At 52.8% G+C, this 13,942-nt stretch carries 11 protein-coding genes; 5 read left to right on the forward strand and 6 right to left on the reverse strand.

From position 1 onward, the window contains the following. Positions 1-61: 61 nt before the first annotated feature. Both C3F38_RS04755 and C3F38_RS04760 read left to right on the forward strand, forming a co-directional pair. On the forward strand, positions 62-358 hold the full coding sequence (locus C3F38_RS04755; RefSeq protein WP_071934088.1) for a helix-turn-helix transcriptional regulator: 297 nt from the start codon (positions 62-64) through the stop codon (positions 356-358). 4 nt (positions 359-362) lie between these two features. Then, entirely contained in the window at positions 363-1,682 is a 1,320-nt protein-coding gene (locus tag C3F38_RS04760; protein ID WP_055317393.1) for a type II toxin-antitoxin system HipA family toxin, read from the forward strand. A gap of 217 nt (positions 1,683-1,899) precedes the next feature. Here C3F38_RS04760 and C3F38_RS04765 read toward each other — a convergent pair whose 3' ends face one another. Further along, entirely contained in the window at positions 1,900-5,505 is a 3,606-nt protein-coding gene (locus tag C3F38_RS04765; protein ID WP_055317394.1) for an AAA domain-containing protein, read from the reverse strand. A 1-nt stretch (position 5,506) separates the two neighbouring features. On the opposite strand from C3F38_RS04765, the gene C3F38_RS04770 reads away from it, so the two are divergent. Further along, a complete protein-coding gene (locus C3F38_RS04770; RefSeq protein WP_071934087.1) occupies positions 5,507-5,980 on the forward strand; it encodes a DNA mismatch endonuclease Vsr in 474 nt (157 codons plus the stop codon). Between the two features lie 178 nt (positions 5,981-6,158). Here the strand turns inward: C3F38_RS04770 and C3F38_RS26475 are convergent, their stop codons facing one another. Next, positions 6,159-6,476: a hypothetical protein gene (locus C3F38_RS26475; protein WP_055317395.1), complete on the reverse strand. Its 318-nt coding sequence runs from the start codon at positions 6,474-6,476 to the stop codon at positions 6,159-6,161. A 407-nt stretch (positions 6,477-6,883) separates the two neighbouring features. On the opposite strand from C3F38_RS26475, the gene C3F38_RS04780 reads away from it, so the two are divergent. After that, positions 6,884-7,309, forward strand: a complete 426-nt coding sequence (locus tag C3F38_RS04780) for a putative T6SS immunity periplasmic lipoprotein (protein WP_055317401.1) — start codon at positions 6,884-6,886, stop codon at positions 7,307-7,309. A gap of 442 nt (positions 7,310-7,751) precedes the next feature. Further along, positions 7,752-8,750 (forward strand): amidohydrolase family protein, encoded by a 999-nt coding sequence (locus tag C3F38_RS04790; protein WP_038878276.1) that lies wholly within the window; start codon positions 7,752-7,754, stop codon positions 8,748-8,750. On the opposite strand, the gene C3F38_RS04795 is transcribed toward C3F38_RS04790, so the two are convergent. From C3F38_RS04795 to C3F38_RS04810, 4 genes are all read right to left on the reverse strand, one after another. Continuing rightward, complete coding sequence (locus tag C3F38_RS04795; protein ID WP_038878277.1) at positions 8,734-9,636, reverse strand: LysR family transcriptional regulator; 903 nt, start codon at positions 9,634-9,636, stop codon at positions 8,734-8,736. The genes C3F38_RS04790 and C3F38_RS04795 overlap by 17 nt on opposite strands. A 579-nt stretch (positions 9,637-10,215) precedes the next feature. Next, on the reverse strand, positions 10,216-11,178 hold the full coding sequence (gene yjiA, locus C3F38_RS04800) for a GTPase (protein ID WP_038878279.1): 963 nt from the start codon (positions 11,176-11,178) through the stop codon (positions 10,216-10,218). A 21-nt stretch (positions 11,179-11,199) separates the two neighbouring features. After that, entirely contained in the window at positions 11,200-11,403 is a 204-nt protein-coding gene (locus tag C3F38_RS04805) for a YbdD/YjiX family protein (RefSeq protein WP_004953088.1), read from the reverse strand. Positions 11,404-11,620: 217 nt separating this feature from the next. After that, entirely contained in the window at positions 11,621-13,801 is a 2,181-nt protein-coding gene (locus tag C3F38_RS04810; RefSeq protein WP_055317396.1) for a carbon starvation CstA family protein, read from the reverse strand. Between the last annotated feature and the right edge of the window lie 141 nt (positions 13,802-13,942).

The following is a 13,942-nucleotide window of genomic DNA, read 5'->3' on the forward strand; positions in this document are numbered from 1 at the left end:
TGTAACGTGAGCAAAATAGCTTATAATCTGTACACAGCGATAAGCCAGCGAGCCGCTATTTATGAATACCGTCTATCCGTTAAAAACACTGAGCCAGCTACGCCCTTTGCTGGTGGGGTTTCGTAAAGCAAAAGGCCTGACGCAAAAAGACGTTTCGGAGAGGCTGGGCGTTACTCAACAGACCTATGCGCGCCTGGAGTCAAACCCTGCTTCAGCCAGTCTGGAGCGCCTTTTTAGGGTGTTTAATGTGCTGGGGATTGAAATGGTGCTTTTCTCAGCGCTTGCCTCCCCGGGATGTGAAACGGAAGAAACCTCTACAACTCATATAGACTCGCCTGCAAGACGGGAACAGTGGTGACGAGATGCGTCGTTCGCAACAACGGTTAGCTATCTGGATGAACGGTATTCCGGTGGGATATTGGGAAAAGCGTAGAGGTGAGGATCGGCTTGAGTATCTGCCAGAGTGGATTGCAGATAGTCAGGGGAGGCCTTTGTCGCTTTCTTTGCCTTTCACGCCGGGGAATCAGCCTTATCGCGGTAGCGTGGTGCGCGATTATTTCGATAACCTGCTGCCAGATAGCGAGGGGATCCGCCGACGTTTGGCTATGCGCTATCATGCCGACAGTCTGGACCCTTTCGACTTATTGGCCGAACTGGGCCGCGACTGTGTTGGTGCCATACAGCTTCTCGATATCGGTGAGCAACCTGCGGATATATTTTCCATCAGGCAACGCCCGCTGGCAGAGGCGCAAATCGCCGAAATGCTCCGCAATACCACCACGACGTTACCGGGGCGACAGGGGCAGGATGACGATCTGCGTTTATCCATCGCCGGCGCCCAGGAAAAAACGGCGCTGCTGTGGCATGACAACCAGTGGTGTTTACCTGAGGGAAATACGCCGACCACGCATATTTTCAAATTAGCGCTAGGTCTGGTCGGAAACATGCGGGCCGATATGAGCACGTCCATCGAGAATGAATGGCTCTGCTCCCTGATTGTTGAAAACTATGGTGTGCCAGTAGCAAGTACCCATATTGCGCAGTTTGAAGATCAAAAGGCACTGATCGTTGAGCGTTTTGACAGGAAACTATCAAGCGATAAACAGTGGTGGATCCGCCTGCCGCAAGAGGATATGTGCCAGGCTCTGGGCGTTTCGCCGCTGAGGAAGTATCAATCAGACGGTGGCCCCGGCATTACCGATATTATGGAAATTCTGAGTCGCTCGGAACAGGCTGAAACAGATCGCAGGCACTTCTTTAAAGCGCAGATTATTTTTTGGCTGCTGGCCGCGACAGATGGCCACGCAAAGAATTTCAGTCTTGCGCATTTACCCCAAAATCGTTACCACCTGACGCCACTGTACGATGTGCTATCGGCCTGGCCGCTGATTGGCCCGGGCAATAACCAGATAGCCTGGCAGAAGTGCAAACTGGCGATGGCCGTTCGAGGGAGCAGTAACCATTACCTGCTTAGCCAGATCCGACGCCGCCACTGGATAAAACACGGTGAAATAACCGGGTTAGGCCAACAGGAGGTTGAATCCATTATTGAAGAGCTGCTGGCAGCAACCCCGGGAGTGATTGATCGTGTCATTGGACTGCTACCTGATTCGTTCCCAGCCGAATTAGCGGAATGCATTTTTGAGGGTATCAGGCAGCAGTGCGCGCGGTTGGTAGGGTGATAGTGATAGTGCGCGGTACGGTCAGGGCCATGCATAGCATGTTACTGAAGCTGATCTGTTAGTTTCTGATTATTGTGGGAAGCATCAATAATGTGCCTGGCTTCCGGTTAAAGTATTTCTCGGGTGAAAGGTTTTTGATTATTATTCCGTAACTCATCACCCTAAAGCCGAGCACCTTTGGCGAATGCTCGGCTTCAGGTTGACTTACAGGTTTATTTTAAATTAAATGTGAACTTTTATATTTATTTATAAAATCAGTATCATGCAGCTCTACACTGGTTTCCCTGCGTATGGCTAACCTCTGCCATTCCTCTCTCTCGCAATAGCGTCTATAGCCATGAGAGAGCCAATTCCAACTGCCCAGAATCACTCGTTCTCCATCGATGATAATCAGTTTCTCGTGCGTCCCTTCCGGTAGACGAATGACGTTATCGTGGCCTAACAATTCGCAATACTGTGCAACTAACGCCGGTTCGCTATCCTCATTCTGATAGTTCTGTCGGTAGTAGCCGTAGTAAACTTTCACATTAACGCCGCGGCGCTGAGCTTCAGCCAATAGTTTTAGCTGCGGTGGTTGGCCAAATCCGCTTTTTTCCCCATAGCGAATCCACGGTGATATCACGATTAACTCTTTTTCGCACATGGCAGCTAGGGCGGTAAAGGCCGCTATGTGCTCGCAATCGTGATAATAGGCCAAGCGATGAGGACTATTTTGCAAGGTATCGAACTGCGGGTGCTGTGAGCCGAATTCCAGTAAGAAATCTTCCGCTACTGCATTGGCCAGTGTTTTTAAATAGCCCCCGGCTCTGACCAATCGCTGATAATTGCCAACGATAATGAATTGTTGTTTTGCACGTGAGACCGCCACGTTCAACATATTTGGCGCTTTATTCTGGAAAATTTCACCATCACGGGCGTGATAAATTACCGGGCTATAAATGATTACTTCAAAACCTACCCCCTGAAATTGATGCACGGTGCCGATTCGGGGGGAGGAATAGTGATTCAACCGTTTGCCAAGGCGCTGTATTAACAATATTTTCTGATTGGAATACGGGGTAACGATACCGATATCTTGTGTCAAGTCATAGCCGGCGTCTTCCAGTTTATCGAGCAACTGTTCGATGGCATCGACTTCATCCGTGTTGGTATTGACCGCACTGCCTTTTTGCCCTTCGACGCTATAGAACATCAAATGATGCTCGCCCATTTCTTTAAAGGCCTCGCTAATGCGAGTTTTGGCCGGTGCCGTTTCAATACTGATGCCGCGATAACCTGCTAATTTACAGAACAGATTGGCGATCGGTGTTTGGCAGCGGCGATGTTCATCCAGGACAATGCCGTTGCCAATATCGCTGACGTGTCCCGATTGCGTGCCGGCCGCACGGTGATAAGCGGTGACTGTCATTGGTGAGATTCGTTCGAAAAGTGTGTTGTCCTGAGCGAAATATTTCTCACGTATCTGGTTTTGCCCGGCTTCAGATAAATTGCGTATCGGCTCGATTTGCAGGGGGTCACCGACCACCATAGCGCGCTCACAGCGGCTTAACAGGGGAACTAATGATTCTGCGGACATCATCCCAGCCTCATCGCAAAGCGCTAAATGCCATGGCTTATGGCCGTTAAGATCGTTAAGCCATTGATAGCCTGCGGCCTTGCGTGCGGAAACCAATGTGGTGGCCATCACCGGGTAAACGAGCGACAACAATCGGTAGAACTGGTCGAAGCGATCTTTCCACCAATAAAATTTTGGGGCTTTGCCATTGCCAAGCAGGCTTCGCCAATGGCTTAGCACGTCTTCCAGCTCATTTTTCTGCTTTAACTGCTCTTGCCAGAGATACCCAATGGAGGCAGCGAACATGCTACGATGGGTTTTGATAAAGCGCTGACGAAGGATGTCGCACCATGAGCCTTCCGGAAAATGCGTTTGCAGTGCATTGGCTTTTTGCCGGGCGTTTTCGAGCTGTATCTGGAGATCGATGACCGCCTGTACGTCTTCCCTCAATGCATCCAGCGCAGCGCTGTGCTGCGGGTCCGGAGCAGGTTCTTGCAGAGTGTTTAAATGGGCACATAATTCCGCGTTGTTTTCCAGCGAGTTTGTCGCCGTAACCAGTTGTGCAAGAACGGCATGGGGCTGGCCCGCCAATTTAAAATACTGAAATTCTTCCGGATAAAAGCTTTCCAGTTTTTGACGGGTTGCCGTGTGGCGTGCAGAGAAAAGCCGGGCGAACAAGGCGGCGAGGCCCGTTTGAGGATAGCTACTGTAGCCTTGTTCCAGCGGCGAACGCAGTGGGCTTGTTTGCATCCACTGAACTATTTCATTCCAGCTATGGGGCAATGGCCACGTCGCTTCTAACGCTTTCGCGTGTTTTTTGGCATTGATGCGTTTGGTATATTCGCGAGAAATGCTTTCCTGATGCGCTTCAACCTGAACCAGCAATTCCGTTAAATGCTGGGGGCCTGATACTGCGGAACTCAATCCATGCTCGTTAGCCACAGTAGAGAGCTGTTGCAGGCGTTGCTCGAAATAGGCCTGGAACGCCGTCAGATCAGGATATGAGAGCAGGGCCTGTTTGGCTTGCTCGACGCTATCTTGATATTGGGTAAAACAGTGGAGGATTTCCGCCTGACCTGTTTTCAACACGCTGGCATGGGCCGTTTGCAGTTGTTCTTCATACACTTCGCTTTGCCATGAATGCAGTAAGGCGTCCAATCGCAGTAATTCTTTATTGATTTGCTCTTTAGAGCCAGCTTGGAACCACAACCAATTCAGATCCTGCGTAAGCGGGTCTTGGCGTAAGTCGTCGATGATATTTTCAACCGCTTTAATGGCCGTTGACGTGACCAGCATACCCAGATTGACATCATCATCGTTTATTAACCGAAGCGCTCTTTCGACAATCTTTTGCGCAATCAGCGATTTAAATAACGTCGTTTTACCCGTGCCGGGGGCGCCTTGCACGGCAACCAGAAGTTCATCCTGATTAATAGCCTGGATGGCCTGCATTTGCCCATGGCCCAACGGCCAGGTCTCTTCAAAGAGGCCGCAGGTCGCGACATCCCGATAATGAACAGGATGTTGTTCGTCATGGTTGTAGGTCAAATACCGTTCCAGCGGCGGATAGGCACACTTGTTATCGCTGTCGCACAGTGCTTCGTAGTCTTTGCCATCACTTTTCGTTTGTTCGTCGTCGTTGTGAAGCGGGGCGATGAGCAGATTGAAGCCCGATTCCGGAACGGCATAATGGTGGTTGGAAAGTTTACTTTTCAACCACTCTTCCAGCGCGCTGAAAGCTGAAAAGAAGCTCTCGAACTTGGTGCTGGTCAGGGCGCCGACCAGGCTCATCATGTGCCGGTTTTCACCCAGCTCGGCAATGTCGGTGTTCAGAATCTCCCGGCAAGCGTAAGGCATGGCTTGAACACGCAAACCGTCCTTTACCGGGAGCAGGATTTTATCGGTAGTTTCATCACGAAAAAGCGATTCGGGGAGTTGGGCCATAAACAGCGGCAAAAAGAGGGCGTGTTTTTGATTTCTTGCCTTTTCTTTAATACGCAGGATGGGGAACATAATTTGCAAAGGTTCAATATGCTCTATATTCCCTTTCCCATCTTTCTTGACAAAGCGCTTGCGCAGGTAGGCAAGGGTTGCCGGTGGCAGAGTGATAAAAACGCCGCGCTCATTCTCATCGCAATCTTGTGCGGACAGCATTAACTGTTGGGATTCATGCAGTTCACTAGCAGATATTTTGCTTTTTTCGACACCGTTTAGCTTTATATACTCTTGCCATGCTTCCAGAACGATTCGTGAATCTTTACTTATCATTGTGAGCATTCCTTGCACAAAAGCTTCCTTTTTAGTCCCTGCACGTCATCATATCAATAAAAATATTTTATATAATACGTGCTGTGTTGAGGCTTGTGAAGCCTATCTGCACGTGCGGGGCTTTAGGTATCGACTACATGTCAGTAGCATGCCTGGTAAACCCGATATCGTCATGCCTCGCTATAAGTTATGCATCTTTATTCATGGGTGCTTTTGGCACCGTCATGATGGATGCAAGTATGCTACTACACCTAAAACGCGCCCAAAATTCTGGATGAAGAAATTTGCAACCAACAGACAACGTGATATTCAAGTTAAGATGCGACTACATGCTGCCGGGTGGCGCGTATTCGAAATCTGGGAGTGCGGTTTCAGAAACCGAAATGAGGACTCAATAAACTGGCTACCAGAGTACATTCGCAGCGATATCGCTATGCTAAGCTGGCCAGATTATGTCTGTAGTGGGGATAGATAGCGATAATCCGCTTGTTAGACCTCTTTGACGTAATAACATTGCTGTATGCGGCACTTTTTCGTCTACATAGGCCATATCTGACTGTTCATACCGAAAAAATCGTACTTACTAGAAATTTCTATTCTGATAAGAGTGAAGGGCGGTGCAAACGGGCATCGCCCTGGCAGGTTGTTCTATGTTAGCCGCAGGTTTCCATCTCCCGCAACGCCCGCCCATAAAGATTACACAACGCAGGAACCAGATGCGCCGTGGCATTGAGATAGCGATTCATTTGCTCCCAGTCTTCGGTATCCAATTGCGGGGCCTTTTGCAGTAAATGGCCGAACAGCATCAGGCCGTGGCACAGCCCTTCCGCCTGCTCGGCAGAGAGTGCGGCCAGGTCTAAAAGTTCTGAAGGGTTAAAAGCGCTGAGATCGAGGTGGTTAAACAGTTGGCGATAAAGGGTGAGGGTGTTGGGGATGGTTTCAGAAGCGTTGGGTAAGTTTGTGTTTTCCATATCGGCTATTTCCATTGGGAGAGAAATACCGCTACCAGAAGAGACGCTAAACTCGGGTGGTAGCTCGAACGGCGTTAGCGTACCGGCCCCAACGGATACCGGCCTTCCCGGAGGAAGCACCGTCCGAGCCACCATTGTTTGGGTGCGCATCGGCATGCTCGAATTTATACCATATTCGAACAGGGTTGGGGGATTCGGAACGCTAACTCCGGCTGCGGATTTTGCCGCAGCGAAAAAACTATAGCGTTATCAGTAAAAGGAAAAAATAAGCTGTATGGAATTACAGTTTATTTACTTTTAGGATTGGAATGTACCTCGCAATTCGGCATGTCATCTTTGCGTTGAATTATCGTTCATCCATTCAAGGATAATATTTCTTCATTAAGATTTATAAATAATGGAATATGATGAAAGCTAATTTTTTACTGGTCATTGCAGGATCGATATTGTTAAGTGCCTGCACAGGCGATCGTCTCGATCAGCGCTATGCGCCGGATATCCCTATCTTTGCCCATGCTAAAGCGAATGGCGACATCTGCATCTATCCGTCACCAAAGGAAAACGAGAGGCAAGATACGCTCTATCTCACTGGTGATACGGATGAGAAATTGATTGAGGTGGGGAATCAGAATCTGAAAAAGGGCATTTGTGTTACGCAGAACGATTACCCGTTTCAGGAAAATCATATCTACAGCATGAGGCTAAATTTTGTGCCCATTGATAAGCGCAGAAATCTACAGGATGTTTCCGGCAGGGCCTTTATTGCCCACTTCAAAGTGAAAAAGCTCAACGGCGCTTACGAAATTGAAAACATCACACGGGGCAGCAGGTAACGCAGAGACAAAATGAAACGGATCTCCCCCCTTGCATTTACCTTCCTGCTTGCCGGCATCTCGATCTACCGATTGGATGAGGCGCAGAGCCGCACGTTCAAATTCTTCGATCCGCTGCGGGATGTCGCCCCCAATCAGTGCGTCCCGTTGAGATAGCGATTCATCCGCTCCCAGCCTTCGGCATCCGGCTGCGGGTGCTTGTGCAGCAAATGGCCAAACAGCATCACCCCGTGGCATCGCCCTTCCGCCTATTCGGCAGAGAGGGCGGCCAGCTCTACGAGTTTTGAGGCGTTAACACCGCTGAGATCGAGATGGTTAAAACAGCCGGCAATGCAGTTCTTTTATATAGAATTTTAATGATGGCTATCAGTTTTGCTATATAGCCGACAGGCGTAACTCGTCGTAGTCTCTGGAATGTCATCCCGAATGCGAGGTATCACTCATGAAAGGTAAAATTGCTTTAGAAGAACATGTTTCTACCCAGGAAAATAATCGCTTGTGGGATTCAAAAAGCGAAGCGCTGCGAAATGGCCGTCATTATATGGATAATGTTGAAAAACGCCTTTTGGAAACCGAACTGCGCTTAAAGGATATGGATGCTTGTGGCATTCGTCATGCTATTTTGTCACTGACATCGCCGGGGGCGCAGTCGATTCTTGATGCTGCTGCGGCAACTCATTTCGTAACCCGCACCAACGATTATATTGCCGAATATTTTGTTCAGCCTCATCCCGATCGTTTCAGTGCTTTTGCGACGGTGGCGCTACAAAATCCTCAGGCGGCTGCGGATGAACTGGAAAGATCGGTGAAAAAGCTGGGTATGAAGGGGGCATTGATCAACGGTTATACCAATATGAACGGCACCGAGGAGGGGCGCTATTTGGATGATCCTGCGGTAGAAGTATTTTGGCAGAAAGTGAGTGAACTTAATGTGCCTGTCTATCTGCACCCCAGGGAGCCACTGCCTGCCGCCTGTGGAATTTATCGCGGCTATGAAAGCTTGGTCGGTTCAGCCTGGGGTTTTGCAACGGAAACCGCAGTACACGCGATTCGTCTGATGATGAGTGGATTATTCGATCGCTATCCGAATATTACCATTATCCTTGGGCATCTTGGGGAGGGGCTGACATTTATGTTACCGCGCACGGCTCATCGTCTGGAAAAACAGTTTGAGGGCATCGGTCTGGGAATCAACCAGCACCCCTTAACGGATTACCTGACGAATAATTTCTACGTCACGACGAGTGGTCACTTCACGACCAGTGCCCTGCATAACGCCATTGAAGTGATGGGAAAGGATCGGGTCATGTTTTCTGTTGATTATCCTTATGAGGATATGTGCCAGGCGGCTGATTGGTTCGATCCATTAATCCTGGACGCCGATGTTAAACAGAGTATTGCGTACGGTAATGCCCGTCGAGTCTTCACCCTGCCTGAGTGAGTTGAGCTAATTGTTGGCGTAGCCAGATCAGACCCGGGTCGTGATGATATCTCTGGTGCCATACCTGGCGAATGGTGAAAGAGGGGCAGGGCATGGGTAATGGCCAGGCAACACATGAAAATGCCGCCGCACACCAGGTGGCAACTTGTTCGGGAACCGTCGCCAGCAACTCAGTACTGGCTACAATGTTTCCCACGCCCAAGAAGCTAGGGAGCAGCATTTTAGTGCGCAGTTGAATGCCACTGCGTGCCAGGTAGCGTTCCATCTCTGCATGCCCGGTACCGTCCCACTGCACCATGACCTGTTGTTCTTTAAGCCATGACGCCAGTGTTGGTGCTTGTCTGATACGCGGATGTGTCGTGCTGCTCAGACAAACATAGTGTTCATCAAACAGCCTCTGTTGGTAAAAACTTTCCGGAATATCGATTAGATAACCGATTACAAGGTTTACGTCGCCGGACTCTAGCGCGGAGTAAATATTGTCATCAATATGCCTGATGGCAAATTTAATTTGGGTGGCCCCCTGGCGTTTACATATATCAAGCAGGCGGGGAACCAGAGCAATTTGGCTTATATCAGCCATTGCGATGGTAAAGCTTCGCTGACTGGTGCGGGGATCGAAAGGCAATGAGCTCATGAGCTGATTATCCAGCAGATCTAAAATCGTAGATATGGTGGCAAATGCCTGCTGCGCACCTGGTGTGGGCGCCATCTTTTGTCCGACCCTGACAAACAGCGTGTCGTTAAACTCTTCCCGCAAGCGCTTAAGCAGCAGGCTACCCGAAGGTTGGCTCAGATCTAACTGATCGGCAGCCGAAGAGACATTGCCGCTCAGATAGAGAGCACGAAAGAAATAGAGCATTTTCAAATCCAGTTCTTTACGCATGGTTTATCTAGTCACCTTATTTATTCGTGAAAAAACGGCGCGTTGTCTTAAGCGGTAGTTGCCAAAAAGTATTTCTTAATTGAAATAGGTGGCCTGCGTTTGCTGGGTATATTAGCGTAATGCGTCACTACCGCCGCCGTTTACCTTCACTTTTTGAGAAATAGATAATATTACCTGGGCTTGCTGAGCGATTATCCTCATTTCAGAATATACGAGCAGGTGTCGTTCTATTACACCAGGTTGTTATTTTAACATCTTAAGAAGCACAGTATGCCTTGCATAGGGAGGGGCTATGGGTTGCGTAAAAAATAGGATTATGTAGCCTCGTTTTAAAATTATTCTCTATTTTAAAATGGATAATGACTAGTATCGGCGCGTTCTTCAGTGCTATTCGCTATCATGCGAATAAATAATCACCGAAGGGGGGGTATACGTGCTGCTTGCGGTGGCCCGCTAAAACTGGCCGCCGCTTGAGCGTTTTTTGCTAGGTGGTAACGAAAGGCAGAGCAAAAGCGGGAACGGCTCAAACGCAGGCAAGTCGTTGGAGCTCACCCACAGGCCCCAACAGTCAAACCCTGCTTACCCCAACCCCCCAATCCTGCCCCGAATCTCCTCCTCCGGCAGATCCACGCCGATAAACACCAGCGTACTCTTGCGCTCTTCCTCCGGCAGCCATTCCCGATCCCAGTCGGCGTTATACAGCCGCTGCACGCCCTGGAATAGCAGGCGGCGCGGCTCGTCTTCGATAGACAGAATGCCTTTGTAGCGCAGCAGGTTATCGGCGTATTCCAGCAGCAGGCCTTCCATCACGTCGGAGATTTGCATCAGCGGCAGCGGGCGCTCCAGCGTCACGACAATTGAGCGGATGTCGCTCTGCGGCTGCGGGATGCGGCGGAACAGCGGGGCGGGCGGCGTCAGGTTCAGTTTGTCGTTCAGCGTAAAGCCTTCGATGTCGAACAGCACGCTCAGATCGATATCGCCGTGCGTCACCTGGTAGACCGGCGCGCGGGCGTTCATCCGCTGCAGCCGCTGGATCAGCGCTTCGCAGTCCGGCGCCACGTCGGTTTTGGTCAGCAGGAGGCGGTCGGCGTAGCCCACCTGCGCCTGAGCGATGCTGAACTGGCTCAGCTGCTGGTCGGCGTGCGCCGCGTCCACCAGGGTGATGATGCCGTCCAGCAGGAAGCGCTCGCACAGGATCTCGTGCGAGAAAAAGGTCTGGGTAATCGGGCCGGGATCGGCCATGCCGGTGCATTCGATGATCAGCCGATCGAACGCCAGCCGGCCGCTGTCGACGCCGTCCAGCAGATCCAGCAGCGCGTCCGCCAGTTCGTTGGACTTGCTGCAGCAGATGCAGCCGTTGCTCAATGTGGTGATGCGGCTGGCGCGATCGCCGATCAGCGCGTCGTCGATCGGCACTTCGCCGAACTCGTTCTCGATGACCGCGATTTTATAGCCGTGTTCGGCGTTCAGGATGTGGCGCAGCAGGGTGGTTTTGCCGGCGCCCAAAAAGCCGGTCAGGATGGTGACTGCAATGGGTTTCATACGGGTCCTTGTGACTGCGGGTTAACAGCAGCGCATGCCGCCTTTGCCGTCGCCGCCGTAGCGCGCTTGCTGGCGCTCGCGGAAAAATTCTTTATAGGTCATCACCGGCTTGTCCGGGTGGTTGTCTTTCATGTGCTGGACGTAGGTATCGTAGTCAGGCACGCCCACCAACATGCGCGCCGCCTGCCCGAGGTACTTTCCCGCCTGGCCGAGATTTCCGAACATAAGCCTTCTCCAACTTTACCCTGCATCACTACAGCGCTTGCTTAAGCCTGATATTAGGGGAAGCCGGGGGATGGGGTTCCCGCAGGGATGCCCCACCTCCGGGTCGCCCCGGGTATCTCGATTGCATCGCGCCGCACGCCTGGCGTCTTGTGATGCACAGGCCGTGCGGCTTTGGGTACTGCTTAACGTTATTATGCAGGGTATCCGTTAAATCACATCAATGCTGGATCGAAACTTTGACCTCCCCCTCAGTTACGCCGTCGGCGTGCGCGGCCTGCTGCACCGGCACGTAAGGCGTTTCCTGGTCGGTGCGTTTCGGGTTCTTGTGCGCCGCCAACGCGGTTTTCACCCCGTAGAAGATGATGCTGTACACCACCAGCAGGAACAGAATGCTCAGCCCGGCGTTGGTGTAGTTGTTCACCACGATGTGGTTCATGTTGGCGATCTGCTGGGCGCTCAGCTCGGCGCCGCCTTCGGCGATCTTGCGTTTGTACTCACCGGCCAGGAAGAAGAAGCCTTCCAGCTGCGGGTTGTCGCTGAACAGCTTCAGCCCCAGCGCGTAGGTGGTGCAGATCAGCAGCCACACCGCCGGTAGCACGGTCACCCAGATGTATTGGGTGCGCTTCATCTTAATCAGCACCACGGTGCCCAGCACCAGCGCCACGGCGGCCAGCATCTGGTTGGAGATGCCGAACAGCGGCCACAGGCTCTTCACGCCGCCGAGCGGATCCACCACGCCCTGATACAGCAGGTAGCCCCACAGCCCGACGCAGCCGGCGGTGCCGATAATACCAGCCACCAGCGAGTCGGTTTTCTTCAGGAACGGCACGAAGTTGCCCAGCAGATCCTGCAGCATAAAGCGGCCGGAGCGGGTGCCGGCGTCCAGCGCGGTCAGGATGAACAGTGCCTCGAACAGAATGCCGAAGTGGTACCAGAAGCCCATGTTGGCGCCCGGAATGATCTGATGGAACACGTGGGCGATGCCCACCGCCAGCGTTGGCGCGCCGCCGGCGCGGTTCAGCACTGAAGGTTCGCCGATGTCGGTGGCGGTCTGCAGGATCTGTTCCGGGCTGATGACGAAGCCCCAGGAGCTGACCGCCGCCGCCGCGTGCACGGTCACGTCCTTCAGCGAAGCCATGATCATCGGCGCGTCTTCGGTGCCCAGGCGGTGCAGATCCGGCATGGTGATGCCCAGCGCCGCCGGCGGGGTGTTCATGGCGAAGTACAGGCCCGGCTCGATGATGGAAGCCGCCACCAGCGCCATGATGGCGACGAAGGACTCCATCAGCATCGCGCCGTAGCCGATAAAGCGCGCGTCGGTCTCATTGGCCAACAGCTTCGGCGTGGTGCCGGAGGCGATCAGCGCATGGAAGCCGGAGACCGCGCCGCAGGCGATGGTGATGAACAGGAACGGGAACAGGGTGCCTTTCCACACCGGGCCGGTGCCGTCGACGAACTGGGTCACCGCCGGCATTTTCAGCTCAGGGTTGAGGATCACGATGCCGATCGCCAGCCCGACGATCACGCCGATTTTCAGGAAGGTGGCCAGGTAGTCGCGCGGCGCCAGGATCAGCCATACCGGCAACAGGGCGGAGATGAACGCGTAGCCGATCAGCGTGAAGGTGATGGTGGTGTCTTTAAAGGTCAGCGCCGGGCCCCAGTACGGGTCGTGCGCCACCACGCCGCCGAACCAGATGGCGGCCACCAGCAGCACGATGCCGATGATTGACACTTCACCCACGCGGCCGGGGCGCAGGTAGCGCATGTAGATGCCCATAAACAGCGCGATCGGCACGGTGGAGCAGACGGTGAACACCCCCCACGGGCTCTCCGCCAGCGCTTTCACCACGATCAGCGCCAGCACCGCCAGGATGATGATCATGATCAGGAAGCAGCCGAACAGCGCGATGGTGCCCGGTATTGGCCCCATCTCTTTTTTGATGATCTCACCGAGCGAGGCGCCGTTGCGGCGCGAGGAGATGAACAGCACCATAAAGTCCTGCACCGCCCCCGCCAGCACCACGCCGCCCAGCAGCCACAGCGTGCCGGGCAGGTAGCCGACCTGCGCGGCCAGCACCGGCCCCACCAGCGGACCGGCGCCGGCGATGGCGGCGAAGTGGTGGCCGAACAGCACGTTCTTGTTGGTCGGCACGTAGTTCAGGCCGTCGTTGTTGACCACCGCCGGGGTGGCGCGGCCGGCGTCCAGCTTCATCACCTTGGTGGCGATGTACAGGCTGTAGTAGCGGTAGGCCACCAGATACACCGCCACCGAAGCGACGACGATCCACAGCGCGCTGATGTGTTCACCGCGGCGCAGCGCCACCACGCCGAGGCAGGCTGCGCCGAGTATCCCCAGCAGCATCCACGGAATGTGCTTTAAAATCCCCTCTCGTTTCATGAGGTATCCTTAATTCCAGTCTGCAAAATATGAATGAACTCATCCGCTTGTAAGAGATGTCAGAGTGGCGCGGTGAGCCGTAGCGTCTTTCCCGAGGTAAGGCGGGTTTAGGAACAGCTCATCATCGCCGGGGGTAGGGGG

Source organism: Serratia sp. SSNIH1, from assembly GCF_002935055.1.
Classification (GTDB): domain Bacteria; phylum Pseudomonadota; class Gammaproteobacteria; order Enterobacterales; family Enterobacteriaceae; genus Serratia; species Serratia nevei.